The organism is Actinomadura sp. NPDC048021 (assembly GCF_040653135.1).
Taxonomy (GTDB): Bacteria; Actinomycetota; Actinomycetes; order Streptosporangiales; family Streptosporangiaceae; genus Spirillospora; species Spirillospora verrucosospora.
On record NZ_JBEZJQ010000008.1, the window covers coordinates 32,604 to 51,394 of the forward strand.

Genomic DNA, 18,791 nt, shown 5'->3' on the forward strand with positions numbered 1-18,791 from the left:
CGGCGGTGGGGCGGGACTTCATAATCTCAACTATGTCAGTAGGAAATATCGACAACAGGGCCGCCGGGCCGGTGAAGTTCGCCTACTGGGTGCCGAACGTGAGCGGCGGCCTGGTCGTGAGCAAGATCGAGCAGCGCACGGACTGGGGATACGACTACAACCGGAAGCTCGCCGTCCTGGCGGAGGAGAACGGTTTCGAGTATGCGCTCAGCCAGGTGCGCTACATCGCGTCCTACGGCGCCGCCTACCAGCACGAGTCGACCGCGTTCAGCCTCGCGCTGCTGCTCGCCACCGAGCGGCTGAAGGTGATCGCGGCGATCCACCCGGGGCTGTGGCAGCCCGGCGTGCTCGCCAAGTTCGTCGCGACGGCCGACCAGCTCTCGGGCGGACGGGCCGCGGTGAACGTCGTCAGCGGCTGGTTCAAGGACGAGTTCACCAAGCTCGGCGAACCGTGGCTGGAGCACGACGAACGCTACCGGCGCAGTGAGGAGTTCATCCGGGTGCTGCGGGAGATCTGGACGTCCGAGCACGCCGAGTTCCGCGGCGACTTCTACCGCCTCCACGACTTCGACCTGCGACCGAAGCCGGTCGAGAGCCCAGGCCGCCCGCACCCGGAGATCTTCCAGGGCGGCAACTCCACCAGCGCCCGGCGGATGGCCGGTCGGGTCTCCGACTGGTACTTCAGCAACGGCAGGGACTTCGACGGCGTGACCGAGCAGATCACCGAGGTGCGCGCGGAGGCCGCGCTGCACGGACGGCGGGTGCGGTTCGGCCTGAACGGGTTCCTGATCGCTCGGGACACCGAGGCCGAGGCGCGCGAGGTGCTGCGCGAGATCGTCGCCAAGGCCGACCGGGACGCCGTCGAGGGCTTCGGGACCGCCGTCAGGCAGGCCGGGCGGTCGACGTCCGACGGCAAGGGCATGTGGCAGGACTCAGAGTTCGCCGATCTGGTGCAGTACAACGACGGCTTCCGCACCGGGCTGATCGGCACGCCCGAGCAGATCGCCGAGCGCATCGTCGCCTACAAGCGCCTCGGCGTGGACCTCTTCCTGCTCGGCTTCCTGCACTACCTGGAGGACGTCGAGTACTTCGGCAAGCGCGTCCTGCCGCTGGTGCGGGAACTCGAGGCCGCGGACGCCGACCGCGGCGAGCCGGCGCGCACCGGGTCCTGACGCGGTCATGCGCCTCGTCCGCCGCCGCCACATCGACCTGCAGAGGACCTGCAGCGCGTTGTGTCGCGACGCCGCGTCCACGACACGTCCGCAGCCCCCTTGAGGAGACACAGCAGCATGTCCGTCGACACCGAACAGCAGACCGCCACCGAGCAGCAGACCGCCACCGAACAGCAGACCGCCAACGAGCAGAAGAGCCGGGACGAGCGTTTCGCCGCGGCCCTGGAGCGCGCAGACCTCGTCTCCGCCGAGCTGCGCGCCACCGCCGCCGAACGCGACCGCGCCAACGGAACTCCCCGCGCCGAGGTCGAACTGCTGCGCGCACACGACCTCCTGCAGGTCCAGGAACCAGTCGAGTACGGCGGCGACGGGCTGTCGTACGCGCAGGCGTCCCTGATCACCCGCCGGATCGCGCGCGGCGACACCTCCATCGCCCACCTCATCGGCTACCACTACGCCCAGACCCGCATCGCGCCGCTGTTCGGCACCCCGGAGCAGGCCGACGCGCTCTCCCGCCGCAACGGCGAGGAGAAGCTCTTCTGGGGCGGTGTGCAGAACCCGCGCGGCGGCTCCGGCATCGTCCTCACCCGCGACGGGGACGGCTTCAGGCTCGACGGGCGCCGCTCGTTCGCGTCCGGTGCGAGCCTCGGCGACCAGCTGTCGGTGACCGCCTCCTACGAGGGCGAACTGGTCTTCGTCTCGCTGCCGGGAGGGCGCGCGGGCTTTCGCGCCCTGGGCGACTGGGACAACATCGGCCAGCGCCTCACCGACTCCGGCGGCGTCGAGTTCGACGGAACCCGCGTCGAGCGCTCGGAGATCCTCGGGCCCGATCCGCTCACCGGCCGGGAGCTCAGCCCGTACCAGACGCTCGTCACACCGCACTGGCAGCTCGCGTTCGTCAACTTCTACATCGGGACGGCCGAGGGCGCGCTCCGCGAGGCCCTCGACTGGACGCGCCTGCACGCGGCCCCGTGGGAGACATCGGGCGTGGACGGCGCCACCGACGACCCTTACGTTCTGCAGACCGTGGGCGAGCTGCGGAGCGAGATCCGCGCCGCCGCCCTGCTCGCCGACCGGGCGGGCGAGGCGCTCCAGGCGGCCCTGGACACCGGCCCGTCGCTCACCGAGGAGGAACGCGCCGAGGCCGCCGTCGCCGTCTACGAGGCCAAGTACCTGACGACGAAGGTCGCGCTCGGGGCGGCGTCCCGGCTGTTCGAGATCCAGGGCGCACGGGCGACCACCAGCGACTACGGCTTCGACCGGCACTGGCGCAACCTGCGCACCCACACGCTCCACGACCCCGTCGCCTACAAGGCGCGCGAGGTCGGGGACTGGACGCTGAACCGCCGCGCCCCGCAGTTCTCGCTCTATCGCTGATCCCGGCGACGCCGGCAGGAAATGCGGGGCGCCGCCCTGGAAACGCACTGATCCGTCCCCCCGGTCCCGCGGCGGTCCCCCTTCCGCCGCGGGACCGGGTCCGCGAAGGGAGACCCATGACGACGACCGCGCTCGTGCACCCCGGACCGGGCCGATGACGACCCCGCACGTGATCCGCTCCGGCGGCGAGGCCGTGGAGACCGCACGCAAGCTCGCCGCCTCGTTCGCCGAGCGGGCGGGCGACCGCGACCGCGACCGGCGACCGCCCGCCGCCGAGGTCGCGGAGCTGTCGGAGTCCGGACTCCTCGGCGTCACCGTCCCGGCGCGGTTCGGCGGGGCGGAGGTGGACGTGGCGACCCTCGCGGAGGTGTTCCGGACGCTCGCCGCGGCCGACGCGAGCCTCGCCCAGATCCCGCACAGCCATTTCGTGTTCCTGGAGGCCCTGCGCCGCCAGGGCACCGAGGAGCAGCAGGCCCGGTACTTCGCCGAGGCCCTGGCCGGCGCCCGCTTCGCCAACGCCCAGTCCGAGCGGGGCGGGCGGACGGCGGCCGAGGACGCGACGACGCTGCGCCGCCGCGAGGAAGGCGGGTACACCCTCGACGGCGAGAAGTACTACAGCACGGGAGCGCTGTTCGCGGATTGGCTGGTCGTGCGGGCGGTTCTCGCCGACGGACCGCCGCTACCGGACGGCCTCCCGCGCAAGGCCCTGGCGTACATCCGCCGTGGCGCCGAAGGCGTCACGGTCGAGGACGACTGGGACGGCATGGGCCAGCGCACCACCGCGAGCGGAACGGTCCGGCTCGTCGGCGTGCGCGTGGACAGCGACGAGGTCGTCCCTTACAGCACGCTGTTCGACGGGCCGACGACCTACGGCGCCCGCGCCCAGGTGCTGCACGCGGCGCTCGACGCCGGCATCGCCCGCGGCGCGCTGGACGCCGCGGTGACCACCGTGGCGAAGGCACGACCGTGGTTCGAGAGCGGCGCTGAGACCGCGGCCGCGGACCCCCTGACCGTCCAGCAGGCCGGCGAGCTGGAGATCACCGTCCGGTCCGCCGAGGCGCTGCTGCGCGAGGCCGCGGAAGCGATCGACGCGGCCGAGCGCGAGCCCACCGGCGACGCCACCGCACGGGCGTCGGTGGCGACGGCCGTGGCGAAGGTCGCCGCGTCCCGAGCCTCGCTGGAGGCGTCGTCGGCGCTGTTCGAACTGGGTGGGACGCGGTCGGCGGCCGATGCGCTGAACCTGTCGCGCTACTGGCGGGACGCGCGCACGCACACGCTTCACGACCCGGCCCGCTGGAAGGTGCAGCACGTCGGCCGCTGGCTGCTGTCGGGCACTCCGCCGCCGCGCCACGGCCAGATCTGACCCGGTTTCCCGGGCGGCGCCCGAGACGGGGCGGAAGGAAGGAAAGACACTGTGACCCTCACTCTTCACTGGTTCCTGCCCACCTACGGCGACTCGCGCTTCATCGTGGGCGGCGGGCACGGGCAACTCGCCGGCGCGGCGGCCGGCGACCGCCGCGCTTCGGTCGGCTACCTGTCGTCGATCGTGCGCGCCGCCGAGGAGTTCGGCTTCGCCGGCGCTCTCACCCCCACCGGGGCCTGGTGCGAGGACGCGTGGCTGACGACGGCGATGCTGGCGCGCGAGTCGGAGCGGCTGGCGTTCCTCGTGGCGTTCCGTCCCGGGCTGGTCAGCCCCACGCTGGCCGCGCAGATGGCCGCGACTTTCTCCGCGCACGCTCCCGGACGGCTGCTGCTCAACGTCGTCACCGGCGGTGAGGATCACGAGCAGCGCGCCTACGGCGACCACCTGTCCAAGGACGAGAGATACGCCCGCTGTGACGAGTTCCTGTCGGTCGTGCGGCGGCTGTGGGCCGGCGAGACCGTCACCCACCGCGGCGCCCACCTCGACATCGACGCGGCCCGGCTGCCGACGCGGCCCGATCCGGTACCGCCGCTGTACTTCGGAGGCTCGTCCGCCGCGGCGGGACCGGTCGCGGCCGAGCACGCCGACGTCTACCTGACCTGGGGCGAGCCGGTGGACGCGGTGGCCCGCAAGATCGAATGGATTCGCGGGCTCGCAGCCGCCCGGGGCCGCAAGCCGCGCTTCGGCATCCGGCTGCACGTCATCACCCGCGACACCGCCGAGGAGGCATGGCTGCAGGCGGGACGGCTCGTCGACGCGCTCGGCGAGGAGACGGTCGCCGCCGTACAGTCCGCTCTGGCCCGCAGCGAGTCGACCGGCCAGCGGCGCATGCGCGACCTGCATGAGCGCAGCCGCGCCGACGGCACCTGGCGCGACCCCCGAGCGCTGGAGGTGGCGCCCAACCTGTGGGCCGGGGTCGGGCTCGTCCGCGGCGGCGCAGGGACGGCGCTAGTCGGCTCGCACGCCGAGGTCGCCGACCGGATCGCCGAGTACGCCGGCATCGGCATCGACGAGTTCGTCCTGTCCGGGTACCCCCACCTGGAGGAGCTGTACTGGTTCGGAGAGGGAGTGCTTCCCCACCTCGACCGGCACGGGCTCTTCCATGTCGGGGGCGGTACCGGCACCGGGCACAATGCCTTCCTCCCGAAGGGAACCGCACGATGACGTCCGTGGAACTCGATCTGCGCCGCGTCTACGGCGCCTACCCGACGGGTGTGGCGGTGGTGGCGGGGCTCGTGGACGACCGGCCCGTCGGGATCGCCGCCAGCTCGTTCGTCCCGGTGTCGCTGGACCCGCCGCTGGTGTCGGTCTGCGTCGCGCACACCTCGACCACCTGGCCGCTGCTGCGCCCCCTTCCGCGCATCGGGATCAGCGTTCTCGGCGCGCACCAGGAGCACGCGGGGCGGCGGATCGGCTCGCGCGCCCCGGACCGCTTCGCCGGGGTCGACTGGCGCGCCACCAGTGACGGCTGCGTCCTGCTCGACGACGCCGCCGCCTGGTTCGACTGCTCGATCGAGCAGCAGGTCCGGTCCGGCGACCACGACATCGTCGTCTTCCGCGTGCACGACCTCGACGCCGTCCCCGGCACCCCGCCGCTTGTCTTCCACGCCGGCGCCTTCCGGCGCCTGACCTGACGCGGGACCCTTCCCGCCGACCGACCGAGACCACTTCCAAGGAGAACAGGTGACCAACAACATCATCACGCTCGTGGGCAATCCACGAGCGCGGTCCCGCACGCACCGGGCGGCCCTGCAGGCCGCGCAGGCCATCGCCGACCGCATCGAGAACGCGGCGCTGGGGGAGACGATCGACCTGGCGGCCCTGGCGCCGGAACTGCCGACCGCCTCCTCCGCCGCCGTCGAGTCGGCTCTGGACCTGGTCACTGCCGCGGACGTGCTGGTAGCCGCCAGCCCCACGTACAAAGGCACCTACACGGGGCTGCTGAAGACCTTCCTTGACCGCCTGCCCGGTTACGCGCTCACCAGGACGATCGCAGTGCCCCTGCTGGTCATGGGCGACGCCAAGCACGCGTTGGCCGTGGAGACCCATTTCCGGCCGCTGCTCGTGGAACTGGGGGCGCACGTCCCCACTCCCGGCATCGTCCTGCTCGAATCCCAACTTCCCGACGCCGAGCAGCTCCTCGACGCCTGGGCCGACCGTGCCGCACCCCAGATCGCGGCTCTCCTCACCGCCTCGGCGCCGACCCCCGCCTTTGAGGGCTGACTCGTCCGAATCGCCGGGCCCGGCGAGGATCATCTTCACCTCTTCCGCTTTCCGTGCTTCCCCTTGCTCTTCTTGGTGTTGTGGTGCGCCCGGCCGCCGGCCGCGTCCGTCCGCTGTCGCCGACGGGTCTGGGCCACCCAGTCCAGCCCTTCCTCGGACTCCTGCGCCAGCGGCGTGTCGAGTCGGCTAAGGATCTCCTGCGCCGCCTCGGTCGCCGCTGGTGGTCTGCTTTCCGCCGACCTGGTTCACCCGGCCCTGGCCCGACGCCGTGGCCCGCTGCCACACCTGATGTCCACCCGGTGCGAACAACCCGTACGCCGGGCCAACCCGATCGATGCGGCGAGCGCACCGACCACACTGGTCTCCCAATCCGCCCGGCCGTTCGTCTGGGGCCGGTCAGTCCTGCTCGGCGGCCTGGGCGATGCGGACGCCCGCTTCGACGGCCTCCTCCCAGGTCGGGTACTCATCGTCGAAGTCGGTCGGGCCGTCCAGGCTGCCGTCGACGTACATGCCGCCTTGCCACTCGGTGTTTGCGATCTGCTCCTCGAACTCCGCGGGGCGCTGTACCCATTCCAGCGGCCAGACCGGCATCATGACGCGCACCAGCCACCGATTCGCGATCTTGAGGCGGAAGGACCACTCCTCCGCGCCGTCGGCGTCCGGCTCGTGTTCCACATCGGAGACGATGACGCCACGCCGCTCCAACTCGGCCACATAAGCGAGCACGTTGGCGGCCACGTCGGTGTTCACATCGGCCGACGCCATGAAGTCCTCAGCTCTCAGCATGATCCTTACGACGTCCACCCGGCGATACCAGTTCCGGGCGCGGGAGGTGAAACCTCCGATGGCCAGCCGGGTCGTCGATTGCCCGAAACCGAGGAGATGGACCGGCCGCCCGGTCATCAGGCGGCCAAGTGCTCTGATACGAGAGCTCCGGCTTTGATCCGTAGGTCGGGGGTTGATCCTCGAATATCGTTCGAGCGAGTAGGGCACAGGATCGGTTGGTGACCATGCGAACGGCTGAGCTCACCGTCCTGTCCCCGTCCTTTCGTCCTGCGAAGGAGTGGTGGTGACGTGCTGCCGCATGTCTACCGGATTACCAAGTACAACCCGGCAGACCGCGATGAGCGTGGTCACTATGTCGGCGGCGAGGACTCGATAAGCGATCACGGGCCGGTTGAGGCCGCCTATCTGGAGGCCGTGGCCGCCTTCGCGCACGACACCGGAGTCGAGCGTCTTGACATCCGCGAGCCGGAGGTGGTCGGCCTGGCGCATTTCGGGCTTGAGGCTCCGGTCGACGGATACGGATTGGCCGGGCTGTTTCCGGCCGACCTCTCGGGCTATCACGACGGCGCGCAGGAGCCGGTGGCCGTCGGGCTGGAACTGGTCCGGGCGATGTTGCGCGACAACGGCGCCTGGTGTCGGCTGGAGGTCCAAGACCGGTTCTTCGTCCACGTCGGGTACGACCAGTACGTGTACGTTGGGAGCATCGTGCCATGTGAGCGGGCGCAGGCCCTCACCGGTGAACTGGGGCTGTTTCCCGAACGGATCGACGCATCTCCCTACGAACTGGAAATAGAGCCCGGCGAACAGTGCCTTGCTGACGATGACTTCTGGGCTGCTGTGTCCCTGAAGATTCCCGGGGAAGGGGCGCTTCTCCTGCAGGAGTGCTACGTCGGCAACGCCTCCCGGTGGTATCGCCTCACTTTCGCGGACATTGACCGAGTACGTGCCGGGCTTACCCCGCGCGCCCGGGTGACCGTGTGGCCGGCCCTGTCCACCGACCTAGAGGCGGTTGCGGCCGCGTTCCCCGAGGAGGATTCGATCGAACTTGTCTGGCAGGACCCGGCAGGACACATCGCGAGCCGGATCGGTGGCGAGGAGCAGTTCGCCGAACTGGCCGCGCTACTGGCCCATGCGCGCGCCGCGGCGGTGATCCCCCTGACCGCGGGTGACCATCACCCGCTGTTCGCCGCGGTGCTGCCCGACACCGACGGGGTCCTGCGTGCCCGCTGGCGAACCGAGCCGACATCGAGCGAGTAAGTCGGCAACCGCAAACCGCGAGCCCCGCTCACGCCTGCCTGGCCGCGATCGGGGGCGTCGATAGGCAGCCCGCCGTTCGGCCGAAGCCACCGAGCAGGCGCAGCCGATGCAGGTTCAGCCGCGGGTGGGTGCCATGCGCGCACAAGGAAAATCCGCGTGGCGTGCCTACAGTTGAGCTCCCCTCAGAACGCGATCGAGCGCTGCTCGGCCTGCGGGTCCCCAGGTCGGCTTGCCGCCAGGAATGCCTCGGTCTCCGTTCTGGCCTATCAGCATGAGGATCAGGCTTTTCAGAGCAGCGAGCCCCTGAGCGCGTCGGATCGTCGCCTCGTCGGCATGCGCATAGACGTCGAAGAAGCGTGCGGCGGCGCCCGAGGGAAGGATGACCCATGCGGCCGCGAGGTCCCACGCCGGGTCGCCGGCGAACATGTCACCGAAGTCGATCACTCCTGAGAGCGTCCCGTCCGAGATGACGACGTTCGCGGGATGAAGGTCACCGTGCACCCAGACCGGCGGACTCTCCCGCTCGGGCGCCGCGACGGCGTCATCCCAGACGGCCTGGACATCGTCGGCGATATCACCAAGGGCAACGGAGTCGAGGACGTGGTGGAAGTCGTCCGTGTACTTGCTGAGGTGAGCGCCGCGGTCCGAACTGATCGGCGCCTCGGAGGGCGCCTCCACGTGCAGCGCCCTGAGGAAGCCCGCCAGAGTGTCGGTCGCGTGGTCGACGCGGTTGATCGAGGTGGAGTCCAGTGGCTCGCCGGGAACCCACGTCATGACGGTCCAGGGCTTCGGGAAACGCTCGGAGGGCTCACCGAGCCGTACCGGGTTAGGGACCGGGAGCGGCAGGCGCGGGGCCAGGACGGGCAACCAGCGGCGCTCCTTGCGCTGCAGGTCCGGGGCACGCTCCGTGCGCGGCATGCGCACGGCCAACTCGTCCCCCAAGCGCCACTGCTGGTTGTCCCACCCGCCCGCCACCTCGCGCATGGGCAGCTCCGCAAGGTCGGGATGCTGCTCCTGCAGCAGCTCATGGACCAGATCCGCGGTGACCTCGATCTCGGAGTTGGTCATACGCCCCGACAGTACTAGGGCAAGCGCTGACTCTGGCTCCACTCGTGGTCGACGTGGGCGCGGCCGCCCGAGCCGGGAGCCGACCCCGATCACCCGGCTGAAGGCAGAGAACACCGAACGTGCTCTGGCCCGCTGGCCGCACCGCGCGAGGAGACACCGCCGCCGACGGTTACCGCTGCCGTCGGGACGACCTTGGCTTGAGCATCCGCCGCGCTCGCCCGCGCCTGTCTCGCCCACGTTTTCACGTCAGAGGCTTGTTCGAACGAACGGCAGGCCTCTTTGGTGTGGTCGCAGTGACCAGTAGGTCACCGGGGCTAACCGGCAGCGCGCGCGACCCCCGTTTAGAGCGGGGCCTTCTTCGACTCTGGGCCAGGCCCTCAGCGATTCAGTGGGAGGGATCCGGGAGATCATCTTTCTTCCACCGCGAAGGAGGTCACGAGAGGAGCGCGCCGCCGGTCACTCTGCGCGGTCGAGGACGGGCTCGAGAGCTCGCAGCATCCTTGTTCAGGTGCCTCGAGCTGGGTTGCGGCATCGCCTCCTGAGCGGCGGGCCTGACCTGTCGGGCGTCCAGGGCGAACGCCCGCAGTCTCCCGTCCTGCAGGGATGTTGTTCACCTCGGTGGCTGGGGTGGGGGGTGTGGCGTCTCTTGCATCTGGCTGCTCAGTTGTCGTAGCTGCGTACTGCGGCGGCGATCGGTTCGAGTCCTGCGGCCAGCTCGTCGAGCTCGTCCGCGCTGAGCACTTCGAACGGCGGTGCCGCCAGCTCGTCGGTGAGGGCTTCGATCCGCTCCTTGGTCTCCCGGCCGGCGTCGGTGAACCCGCCGTCGGCGTTCACGAGGCCGCGGCCGCGTAGCCCGTCGACGACAGCGGCCAGCTGAGCCTTGGGCAGGTGGTGGATCCGGCCGAACTCCTCGGCCTTCATGCCGAGGGAGAGGGCCATGAGGACGTGGGCTTGGGTGCCGCCGATGCCGTGGGCGACGAGGGCGGCGTTGTGGCCGTCCCCGCGGTGCTCGCGCAGCAGTGTCGCCGCGTGCCAGAGCCGGGCCACCGGCTCTTCGGGGACGTCGAGCGCCCGGAGGGCGGCGTACAGCACTCGGCCCTCGGTCGGTGCGCTGACCGCTGCCCGGGTGGCGAGGTCGGCGGCCCGCACCAGGCCGGGGGAGTCGGCGAGTTGTCCGATCATCTGCCGCAGCGCGGTGGCGCTGCCCCGCTCGCGCACGGCGATCGCCTCCTGCGGGGTGATCTTCCCCCAGACCCACGGGATGTGCCGCGCCACCTCGCCGTCGGCGAAGTTGTAGAAGACCGCGTGCACCACCTCGGCCGGTGCCAGCCCCAGCGGCGCGGCTCGCCCGGCGAAGTATCCGTCCCAGTAGTTGCGCATGCCGAGGGCCAGGAACGCCTCGTTCGGGACCTCGGAGAAGGTGACGGTGGCGATCGGCTCGACGAGCTCGAACATCTTGTGGATCTTGGACTGTGCGTGCGACATCGGTCGGCATCTCCTGTGATCGTCACAGCCGCCCTCGTGGGCGGCGTCTCACCATCGCTACGAACGGCGCGGCCCGGATCCGACAACTCCGGTCCGATTTTCCGCCGACAACCTCGGGGGAGTCACACGGCCTCGGCCGCAAGTCGGTTGCCGTGCTCTGGCTACCGACTCGGTTCGTGCCCACCACCAGGAGCTCCCGATGAGGACGGCTCGCGGCCGATCATTCAGATCGTCGTCTTTCCCTGGCCCGAGGTAAGAGGCGTACCGGCCGACCAAAGTCGGTAGCGCGTTGCCTTCTTTTGGAGGCTGCGGGCGTACCGGGCATGGCGGGAGCCTGGGATCATGAGCGAATCGAAGGTTCCCCTTGCGGAGGGCTCGTACGTCGGTTCCCCGGCTGACGAGCTCGCGGGGCGCAAGAGAGGTCACCGGATCGCCGCGGGGGTGGACCAGCGGGTGCTGTTCCCGCGGTCCGGACGGCTGGAGCTCCATCCCGACCGCCTCGTGATCGGCGGCTGGCATGGTGGGTCCGATCTCGTGCTGCGGCCGGAGGAGGTGAGATCGGTGGCCAATGAGTACACCGACCTGTACGGGCGGTTCGTCGGCGGGCTGCTGAACTCGGGCAGGCCGCTCATCATGGAAACGGTCACGGCCGGCGAGATCTACCTGATGGTGGATCACAAGACGTTCCTGGAGACCACCGCCAACCGCAAGTGGACCCGCCTGCTGAAGAGCTGGCTGGTGTCGGGCCATGGCTGAGCCGGGCATGGGACGAAGGTGGCGGACGGCCAAGCCGGTTTGGGCCGTGACGGCCCTGATGACGGTCTCCCTGAGCGTCCCGGCGGTCGGCGCGTCGGTCACGACGGGCGAGGCGGACCCGGTGGTGCAGACTGATCTGGGTCCGGTGCGCGGAGTCGCGACAGGACGCACGGAGCTTTATCAAGGCATTCCCTACGCCCAGCCGCCGACGGGGGCCAGGCGCTGGCGCCCGCCGGTCCGTCCTCGTCCCTGGACGGCGGTACGGGACGCGAGCAAGCCCGGACCGGCATGCGCGCAGCTGGACGACACCGGTGGCGTCGCGGCGCATTCCTCCGAGGACTGTCTCTACCTCAACGTCACCGGCCCCCGCCGGAACCGTTCTGAGCGACGGCCGGTCGTGGTGTACCTGCACGGCGGAGCGTTCAGCTCGGGTTCGGGCAGCGACTTCGACGCCCGCCGCATGGCCGCCACGGGCGATGTTGTGGTGGTCACCGTCAACTCCCGGCTCGGCGTGTTCGGGTTCTTCGGCCATCCCGGGATGGCCGGGTCGGGCACCTACGCTCTGGCCGACCAGCGGGCCGCGTTGCGCTGGGTACGGGCGAACGCGCGGGCGTTCGGCGGCGATCCGGGGAACGTCACGCTGATGGGAGAGTCCTCGGGCGGGGCGAGCGTCTGTGCCCAACTGGTCTCGCCTCCGGCGGCCGGGCTCTTCCACCGCGCGATCATCCAGAGCGGATCGTGCCTGCAGAGCTGGCCCAAGAACGTGATGGGCCCCGGGCTCGACGCCATCTCCTATTGGGCGCCCCGAACGGCCGTGCAGGCTCGGGGCGCCGCGGCGGCAGCGGGGCTGGGCTGCGCGGGACCGGACGGACCGGCATGCCTGCGCCGGACGGACACCAGGAAGCTCCTGGCGTTGAACGGCCAGTTCGTCACCCCGGCGTTCGGGACCCGGGCGCTGCCCACCGACCCCGTCAAGGCACTGCGGACCGGCGCCTTCCATCGGGTACCGGTGATGCAGGGCAACACCCGGGACGAACACCGGCTGTTCGGGAGCCTCTTCGAGGCGGAGGAGCCCATCGATGACGCCCGTTACCGAGCTCTGCTGGCGACGTCCTTCGGAGAGCGCATGGCCCGTCGCGTCTACGTCAGGTATCCGCCCCGGGCGTACTCCGGCCAGTCGGGTTCCCCGGCCGCGCTGGCCTGGGCCGCGGTCGGCACCGACGTCGGATGGGTGTGCCCGACCCTCGCCGCCGACCGTCTTATGGCCCGGCACGTGCCCGTCTTCAGTTTCGAGTTCGCCGAGCCGAACGTCCCGGACTTCCTCGGCATCTTCCCCGAGGGTTACCCGCCCGGCGCCTTCCACGGCTCGGAGCTCCCCTTGCTCTTCGACATCGAGGGCACGTCCGTGCCGCTCGACCCCGCGCAGCGGAACCTGTCCGAATCGATGATCATGTATTGGGCCGCGTTCGCCGCCCAGGGCGATCCGAACAGGGCGGGGCTGCCCCGCTGGCCGGGGTTCCCGGCGACCCAGTCGCTGGACTCCGCGCGCGGCGGAATCTCCCAGACCGACCTGGCCGCCGGTCACCACTGCCGGTTCTGGGCGTCACGGACATGAGGACTCCGAGTTGGGCGGTGCCGGGGGCGCGCCGGGCCGAGCCGGATCGCGACCCGGCCGCCGAAACGCCGGCAGGGTCGGCGTCGGCCCTCGTGGTCATCGCCGTCGCGGTGGTGATCGGCGCGCTGAACCTCTGGCCTAGTTACGCGCGGGGAGCGGACACGCTCGCCAACGCCGACCTGGCGGCCGGGCTCGCCTGCTGCGCAGCCTTGGTGATGCGCCGCCGCCGGCCGGTCGGGCTGGCACTGGTCGTCACGGCGGTCTCGGCCGTGTCCCTGGCGGCCGGCGGCGCGGCGTTCGTGGCGACGCTGACGGTCGCCGTGCGGCGGCCCTGGCCCGTGGCGGTGGGGATCGGCGCGCTCGGCGTGCTGACCGGCATGATCGCCGTGGCGCTGCGTCCCCCTCCCGAGCTGCCCTACGCGGTGAGCGTGGCGATCGTCGCCCTGCTGACCGCCGCGACGGTCGGCTGGGGGCAGGCGATCCGCGCGCGACGCCAGCTCCTGGCCTCCCTCGCCGAGCGGGCCCACCGCGCCGAGAGCGACCGGCACCTCCGGGAGGTCGAGGCCAGGCGGCTGGAACGGGTGCGGATCGCCCGCGAGATGCACGATGTGCTCGCCCATCGCATGTCCCTTCTCAGCGTGCACGCCGGCGCGCTGGAGTTCCGCCCGGACGCCTCGCCGGAGGAGATATCGCGCGCCGCCGGGGTGATCCGCAGCGGCGTCCACCAGATGCTCGTCGACCTGCGCGAAGTGATCGGGCTGCTGCGCGAGGACCCGGTCGACGGCGCGGACGCCCCGCCGCCCTCGCTCGCCGGCGTGGCCGGGCTCGTCGAGGAGTCGCGGCGTGCGGGCGCACAGGTCACATTGGACATGGACGTCGGGGACGTGGAGGCGGTGCCCACCCTGGCCGGGCGCACCGCCTACCGGGTCGTCCAGGAGGGATTGACGAACGCGCGCAAGCACGCGCCGGGCATGCCGGTCACCGTCACCGTGCGGGGTGAGGCCGGGCATGGGCTGGAGGTCCAGGTGCATCAGCCGCTGCCCGGCCCCGATCGCGGGCGTCCGGCGATTCCGGGGACCGGCACCGGCCTGACCGGGCTTTCCGAGCGTGCCACGCTGGCCGGCGGGCGGCTGGAGCATGGCCCGGTAGCGGACGCCCACCTGCTGCGCGCGTGGCTGCCATGGGAGGCGTGATGCCGGAACCGATCAGGGTGCTGCTGGTCGACGACGAATGGCTGGTGCGGGCGGGCCTGGCCACCATGCTCGGCGGCGTTGAGGGGATCGAGATCGCCGGCGAGGCCGCCGACGGCTCCGCGGTGCCCGCGGCGGTGCGTGCCGCCCGCGCCGACGTCGTTCTCATGGACATCCGGATGCCGGGGACCGACGGCCTGACGGCGACCCGCCTGCTGCGCGCCGCCGCCGACGCCCCCGAGGTCATCGTCCTGACCACCTTCGACACCGACGAGCACGTTCTGCATGCCCTGCGCGCGGGCGCCGGAGGGTTCCTGCTCAAGGACACCCCACCGGCCGAGATCGTGACCGCGATCCGTCGGGTGGCCGCCGGCGAGCCCATGCTCTCCCCGTCGGTCACCCGCAAGCTCATCACCCATGTCACCGGCCGGGATCACCAGACCCGCACGGTCGCCCGCACCCGGCTCGCCTGCCTCACCGACAGCGAGCGCCGGGTGGCAGAGGCCGTCGGCCGCGGGCTGTCCAACGCCGAAGCCGCCGCCGAGCTGTACATGAGCGTCACCACCGTCAAGTCGTACGTGTCACGCATCATGCGCAAGCTCGACCTGAACAACCGCGTCCAGATCGCCCTGCTTGTCCACGACGCCGAGTGAGCGTCGCTGGAGGAGGGCGCCCGGGCGGCCTCGGCCATCCGCGCCCAGCGCGCGGGCCGACCTGCGAAACACCCGGGCGGCTCGCCGGTGGCCTGGCACGATGAGGCTCTGTCGAGGTCGAAGCCGTACTGCCAGCGGCCAAGCCGTCTGAGCGAACGTCAACCGGGGGTCCGCATGGCCGGCGTTATCTATCGTGTCGCGGACGCCACGGAGCGGCCAGCCGTGGCGGAACTGTGGCGGAAGGTCGAGAGTGACGCCGAGTTCATGCTCGCGGAACCCGGCGAGAGGGCTGCCCCCTTGGAGGACCGGTCCTTCGAGGTCGTGGCCGGCCGTAACCCGCTGCTTGGCACGCTGCGCGTTGCCGTCGGGCGGTTCCAGCGGGTCGCGCACTGCGGGCATCTCGTGCTCGGAGTGCTGCCCTCAAACCGAGGACAAGGAATCGGGACGGGTCTGCTGCACACGCTCATCAATCACGAAGCCCCCGAACGGGGCCTGACCCGGCTGCAGTTGAACGTCGCCGTCGAGAACCCGGCGTACCGGCTGTACCAGCGCCTGGGGTTCACGATCGAAGGCGTACGCAAGCACGCAGTGATCGTGGATGGGAATCCGCGCGACGAGTACGCGATGGCTCTCCTGCTGTAGCCAGCCGGCTCTTGCCGGGTCGTCGCGGAACCGCAGTTGGTGGGTGCGGACGGTGCCCAGTCCGAGGGCGGTGCGACAGTGCTGTTGCGCTGCACGTCGCCTCATCTGGCAACGCGCGGGGTGGCGAACATGTGCCGCCCCGCGCGTGCCGGTGTCTCGACGGAGGTTCGGCTCTCAGTGCCGAAGAGAAGGGGCCTGCCCTGACCTGTCATTCAGGCCATGTGCCAGCGGGGTCAGGCGCGGAAGGCGACGTGGGCGGAGAGCCGTTCGCCGCTGAACAGGAGGACTCCGACGCTTCCCGTGGTGGTGACGGACCAGTTCTGGTTGCCGGAGGGGTTGTTCACCCACCCCTTGACCGAGCAGGACTGGACGTCCCGGCACAGATGCTGGGCGATGGCCGGCTTGCCCGGGTTCACGCCGGACACCACGTCGATGATCGCGGTCTTCTTGTTGCACTCGATCTTGCCGTAGTGCCAGACGCGGCCTCCGACGGTACCGGCGCTGGCGTAGGTGCGGCACTGCAGACTCTGGTTGGCGAAGTGGCCGCTCCAGGGGCCGTAGTCCGTCTTCTTGATCGTTGTCGCGGCGGCCTGGCCTCCGGCGGCCGCGACCGACCCCGTGTCCGCGACGCGCGCCGCGGGCTTCGGCGATGACGTCGACTCGATGGTGAGGCCGGAGACCACCGCTCCGCCGGCCAGGGCGACGCCCAGGGCGCCCGCCGCGACGAGTGCGTTCTTCCGTTTCATGGCTGAACCCTTTCTGGGGGACGGGCACATCTACTGAGCGATTCAGTCCCGTCGTTGACAATCAGCGAAGTTAGCGAGCCGACTCGTTCGCGTTTCAGGGCCTTAGGGCCCTGAAACCGGAGAGCGGGGACCTCAGTCCGGCACCGCGTGCAGTGGCGGCCGACCAGAAGTACGCGCGAGCGCGATCCGCTCCAGCCGCCCATTGAAGAGGCATTCTGACTCAATGCGCTCTTTCGCCTTCATCGAGGACTTGGCGACGGTACTGCCGGGGAGATATGGCGTAGGCAATCCCGAAAGCGCGGTGAAGTGGGCTGCGTCGCTCGTAAGTGACGCGGACTCGCGTTATGAACGCTGGATCAGTGGGTGGGCCTTCAGCGGTCAGTGGTGCCTGCTGCAAGCAACGCCCCGAGTGCCGCGGACACCGATGACGTGAAGGGCACCTCGGGTGGGAGACGGTCACGGTCCCAGCCCGGGCCTCCCACCACCACCTGGAGCGCAGGATGCGTGGTGCGCAGGTCTGTGAGCCAGGACGGGTCACCGGTCTCGGAGGTCTGCGACCACACGAACACCGTGTGCGCCCCGGTACGGGCTACCGCGGCTGCCAGGGCCGATGCCGGCACTCGCGCACCCAGCATGAGTCTCGCCGCGCCGATCTCGGCCAAGGCGGCGGCCAGCACGAGGACCGGCAGGGCGTGCTCCTCTTCTGGGGCGCATGCCAGCACCACGGGACTACGAATCCGCCCGGCTGGAAACTGCGTCTGAGGCGACGTCACCGCAAGTAGACAGCGCGATACCACGGCCGACAGTAGATGCTCCACTTCCACGTACTCGCCAGTGGCCGCATGCTTGCGTCCGAGGTCGACGAGCAGCGGTACGATCACCTGCTCCCATGTCGCAGTGACGCCCTCGTGTCGCAGAGCCGATTCCAGGATGCCGGTCATCACAAGCTCGTCCAGCGCCATCGCCGCATCCGCGAGGTTCCTGATCCGCGTGACCTGCGATTCGGCATGCTCGGCGGCAGAGATCTCAAGCTCTTTGTGGCTGTCGGCGGCACTGTGGCTCTGCGGCCCCTGGTCCTGCCCGTGCGGCGTGTGCAGGACCGCCTCAGCGGCCTCCGCCGGAGGCGCTCCTGCGGAGATCATCTGCTGCATGGTCTCCAGCCGGGCGACGTCGGCCTGGGTATAGCGGTGATGCCTGCCAGGGCCGCCGCCCGTCGGGCCCACGCCGTACTGGCGATCCCAGACGCGCAGCGTGGAAGGCGCCACGCCCAGCCGACGCGCCACCTCCGCCACCCCCAGCCCGCCTATTCGGGGACCGGCCTCCCCGGGTGTCAGGTCGTCCATGCTCATCCCCTACCCAGGAAGGACCGCGAAGAGTTAGTGGAACCGTCGGCTGCAACCCACGCTTGCCGCCCAGAGGCGTGGGTCTCGCTCTTTGCCGCACCGCCTATCCGACTGGCAGGGGATTAGGAGATCCGAGAAGCCTGCGTCCTGCGGCCGGGGTCAGGCGAAGGAAAAGAGTGCGGCGGCTTGAACGGGCGTGCTCCCTTGGCGACGTCCGGGAACATCGTGGACGGTGGCCGCGCCTTCGGAGCGGAGCTGGCCAGCCCCGGCATCCCGGGCCATGACGGCGGCGTAGGCGCGGATCTGCGCGGCGGTGAGATCCGTGCGGCCGCGCTCGGTGTACTGCTGCAGGAGTTCGGTGACGTCCGGATCGAACCGCAGCATGGTCACCGGTGCGTCGAAACGCCTGGCCATGGCGATGAGTCGCGCGCGTGCCCGCGGCGTGACGTTCGTCGACTCGGCGACCGCGGTGCGGCCCGTGGCGAGCCTGGCGACGATCCTGCGGTCACGTTCCTCGAAGATCGCTGCGTCCGCCGCGTCGGATCCCGCTTCCGCAGGTGAGCCGCCGAAAAGCTCCGCGCGGATCTCGTCGCTGGACACCACGGCCTCCGCGTCGATCTGCCGGCGCGCGATCAGGGCCTGGACGAAGCTGGTCTTGCCCGAGGCTGGTGGGCCGACGAGGACGACGAGTCCTGCCGGCACCCGGATCACCGGTGCGAGAGGGGTGCGAGGTGAAGGCTCCTGCGCGGTCGAGGGCCTCGTGTCGGGAGTCGACGGGCACTCCGCTGGGCAGTCGCTCCTCGCCGGGCAATCCGGCTGCCATGGAGGCGGATCCTGAGCGGAGATGAACCGTGAACAGCCAGCATTCGTCTTCGTCGCCGCCTCCGCTGCGATGCTCTTCTGGCGGACGCGCGGCCTCTCACGCGGTCCCGCAGCGGCCGCACCGACCGGCCGCCGAGGGACGACCCTACTAATAGTCGCCGTGGCCACGCGTGCGGGTGCTTGCCGTCAGACGTCCCGTGCCATGGCCGCCAGGTGTTCCAGTCCTCCGCGCG

At 70.7% G+C, this 18,791-nt stretch carries 18 protein-coding genes; 12 read left to right on the forward strand and 6 right to left on the reverse strand.

Annotation, left to right across the window (positions count from 1 at the left end):
• Positions 1–32 precede the first annotated feature (32 nt).
• The 6 genes from sfnG to AB0C87_RS15050 all read left to right on the forward strand — a co-directional run bounded on the left by sfnG (position 33) and on the right by AB0C87_RS15050 (position 6,195).
• Positions 33–1,172: a dimethylsulfone monooxygenase SfnG gene (gene sfnG, locus AB0C87_RS15025; protein WP_360577912.1), complete on the forward strand. Its 1,140-nt coding sequence runs from the start codon at positions 33–35 to the stop codon at positions 1,170–1,172.
• 117 nt (positions 1,173–1,289) lie between these two features.
• Positions 1,290–2,549 carry an acyl-CoA dehydrogenase family protein gene (locus tag AB0C87_RS15030; protein WP_360577914.1) on the forward strand — a complete coding sequence of 420 codons (1,260 nt, stop codon included), beginning with the start codon at positions 1,290–1,292 and terminating at the stop codon, positions 2,547–2,549.
• Positions 2,550–2,703: 154 nt separating this feature from the next.
• A complete protein-coding gene (locus tag AB0C87_RS15035) occupies positions 2,704–3,912 on the forward strand; it encodes an SfnB family sulfur acquisition oxidoreductase (protein ID WP_360577916.1) in 1,209 nt (402 codons plus the stop codon).
• A 51-nt stretch (positions 3,913–3,963) separates the two neighbouring features.
• Positions 3,964–5,136 (forward strand): LLM class flavin-dependent oxidoreductase, encoded by a 1,173-nt coding sequence (locus AB0C87_RS15040; RefSeq protein ID WP_360577918.1) that lies wholly within the window; start codon positions 3,964–3,966, stop codon positions 5,134–5,136.
• Entirely contained in the window at positions 5,133–5,606 is a 474-nt protein-coding gene (locus AB0C87_RS15045) for a flavin reductase family protein (RefSeq protein WP_360577920.1), read from the forward strand. Before AB0C87_RS15040 ends, AB0C87_RS15045 begins: the two co-directional genes overlap by 4 nt.
• A gap of 49 nt (positions 5,607–5,655) precedes the next feature.
• A complete protein-coding gene (locus AB0C87_RS15050) occupies positions 5,656–6,195 on the forward strand; it encodes an NAD(P)H-dependent oxidoreductase (protein ID WP_360577922.1) in 540 nt (179 codons plus the stop codon).
• A 396-nt stretch (positions 6,196–6,591) separates the two neighbouring features.
• Here the strand turns inward: AB0C87_RS15050 and AB0C87_RS15055 are convergent, their stop codons facing one another.
• Complete coding sequence (locus AB0C87_RS15055) at positions 6,592–7,098, reverse strand: hypothetical protein (protein WP_360577924.1); 507 nt, start codon at positions 7,096–7,098, stop codon at positions 6,592–6,594.
• A 171-nt stretch (positions 7,099–7,269) separates the two neighbouring features.
• On the opposite strand from AB0C87_RS15055, the gene AB0C87_RS15060 reads away from it, so the two are divergent.
• Entirely contained in the window at positions 7,270–8,238 is a 969-nt protein-coding gene (locus tag AB0C87_RS15060) for an RNA-binding protein (protein ID WP_360577926.1), read from the forward strand.
• A gap of 165 nt (positions 8,239–8,403) precedes the next feature.
• Here AB0C87_RS15060 and AB0C87_RS15065 read toward each other — a convergent pair whose 3' ends face one another.
• Both AB0C87_RS15065 and AB0C87_RS15070 read right to left on the reverse strand, forming a co-directional pair.
• A complete protein-coding gene (locus AB0C87_RS15065) occupies positions 8,404–9,306 on the reverse strand; it encodes an aminoglycoside phosphotransferase family protein (protein ID WP_360577928.1) in 903 nt (300 codons plus the stop codon).
• Between the two features lie 660 nt (positions 9,307–9,966).
• The gene (locus AB0C87_RS15070) at positions 9,967–10,791 is read right to left on the reverse strand and encodes a hypothetical protein (RefSeq protein ID WP_360577930.1); all 825 of its coding nucleotides are present in this window, start codon (positions 10,789–10,791) and stop codon (positions 9,967–9,969) included.
• 342 nt (positions 10,792–11,133) lie between these two features.
• Here AB0C87_RS15070 and AB0C87_RS15075 point away from each other — a divergent pair, with 342 nt between their 5' ends.
• The 5 genes from AB0C87_RS15075 to AB0C87_RS15095 all read left to right on the forward strand — a co-directional run bounded on the left by AB0C87_RS15075 (position 11,134) and on the right by AB0C87_RS15095 (position 15,647).
• The gene (locus AB0C87_RS15075) at positions 11,134–11,547 is read left to right on the forward strand and encodes a hypothetical protein (protein ID WP_360577932.1); all 414 of its coding nucleotides are present in this window, start codon (positions 11,134–11,136) and stop codon (positions 11,545–11,547) included.
• A gap of 46 nt (positions 11,548–11,593) precedes the next feature.
• A complete protein-coding gene (locus AB0C87_RS15080) occupies positions 11,594–13,162 on the forward strand; it encodes a carboxylesterase family protein (protein WP_360577934.1) in 1,569 nt (522 codons plus the stop codon).
• Positions 13,159–14,355, forward strand: a complete 1,197-nt coding sequence (locus tag AB0C87_RS15085) for a histidine kinase (protein WP_360577936.1) — start codon at positions 13,159–13,161, stop codon at positions 14,353–14,355. The genes AB0C87_RS15080 and AB0C87_RS15085 overlap by 4 nt, the downstream gene beginning before the upstream one ends.
• Positions 14,355–15,005, forward strand: coding sequence for a response regulator transcription factor (locus tag AB0C87_RS15090; protein ID WP_360577938.1), 651 nt, complete (start codon positions 14,355–14,357; stop codon positions 15,003–15,005). Before AB0C87_RS15085 ends, AB0C87_RS15090 begins: the two co-directional genes overlap by 1 nt.
• A 174-nt stretch (positions 15,006–15,179) precedes the next feature.
• Complete coding sequence (locus AB0C87_RS15095; RefSeq protein WP_360577940.1) at positions 15,180–15,647, forward strand: GNAT family protein; 468 nt, start codon at positions 15,180–15,182, stop codon at positions 15,645–15,647.
• A gap of 233 nt (positions 15,648–15,880) precedes the next feature.
• On the opposite strand, the gene AB0C87_RS15100 is transcribed toward AB0C87_RS15095, so the two are convergent.
• The 3 genes from AB0C87_RS15100 to AB0C87_RS15110 form a co-directional block, all read right to left on the reverse strand.
• A complete protein-coding gene (locus AB0C87_RS15100) occupies positions 15,881–16,393 on the reverse strand; it encodes a hypothetical protein (RefSeq protein WP_345173889.1) in 513 nt (170 codons plus the stop codon).
• A 371-nt stretch (positions 16,394–16,764) separates the two neighbouring features.
• Complete coding sequence (locus AB0C87_RS15105; protein WP_360577942.1) at positions 16,765–17,736, reverse strand: MerR family transcriptional regulator; 972 nt, start codon at positions 17,734–17,736, stop codon at positions 16,765–16,767.
• Positions 17,737–17,895: 159 nt separating this feature from the next.
• Positions 17,896–18,447 (reverse strand): ATP-binding protein, encoded by a 552-nt coding sequence (locus tag AB0C87_RS15110; protein WP_345173885.1) that lies wholly within the window; start codon positions 18,445–18,447, stop codon positions 17,896–17,898.
• Positions 18,448–18,791: the final 344 nt, after the last annotated feature.

Excerpts from the sequence above, each read along its gene's own strand:
- sfnG (WP_360577912.1), top strand. The coding sequence starts at position 33 with ATGTCAGTAGGAAATATCGACAACAGGGCCGCCGGGCCGGTGAAGTTC.
- AB0C87_RS15030 (WP_360577914.1), top strand. The coding sequence starts at position 1,290 with ATGTCCGTCGACACCGAACAGCAGACCGCCACCGAGCAGCAGACCGCC.
- AB0C87_RS15035 (WP_360577916.1), top strand. The coding sequence starts at position 2,704 with ATGACGACCCCGCACGTGATCCGCTCCGGCGGCGAGGCCGTGGAGACC.
- AB0C87_RS15045 (WP_360577920.1), top strand. The coding sequence starts at position 5,133 with ATGACGTCCGTGGAACTCGATCTGCGCCGCGTCTACGGCGCCTACCCG.
- AB0C87_RS15055 (WP_360577924.1), bottom strand. The coding sequence starts at position 7,098 with ATGACCGGGCGGCCGGTCCATCTCCTCGGTTTCGGGCAATCGACGACC.
- AB0C87_RS15065 (WP_360577928.1), bottom strand. The coding sequence starts at position 9,306 with ATGACCAACTCCGAGATCGAGGTCACCGCGGATCTGGTCCATGAGCTG.
- AB0C87_RS15070 (WP_360577930.1), bottom strand. The coding sequence starts at position 10,791 with ATGTCGCACGCACAGTCCAAGATCCACAAGATGTTCGAGCTCGTCGAG.
- AB0C87_RS15075 (WP_360577932.1), top strand. The coding sequence starts at position 11,134 with ATGAGCGAATCGAAGGTTCCCCTTGCGGAGGGCTCGTACGTCGGTTCC.
- AB0C87_RS15085 (WP_360577936.1), top strand. The coding sequence starts at position 13,159 with ATGAGGACTCCGAGTTGGGCGGTGCCGGGGGCGCGCCGGGCCGAGCCG.
- AB0C87_RS15090 (WP_360577938.1), top strand. The coding sequence starts at position 14,355 with ATGCCGGAACCGATCAGGGTGCTGCTGGTCGACGACGAATGGCTGGTG.
- AB0C87_RS15095 (WP_360577940.1), top strand. The coding sequence starts at position 15,180 with ATGGCCGGCGTTATCTATCGTGTCGCGGACGCCACGGAGCGGCCAGCC.
- AB0C87_RS15100 (WP_345173889.1), bottom strand. The coding sequence starts at position 16,393 with ATGAAACGGAAGAACGCACTCGTCGCGGCGGGCGCCCTGGGCGTCGCC.
- AB0C87_RS15105 (WP_360577942.1), bottom strand. The coding sequence starts at position 17,736 with ATGGACGACCTGACACCCGGGGAGGCCGGTCCCCGAATAGGCGGGCTG.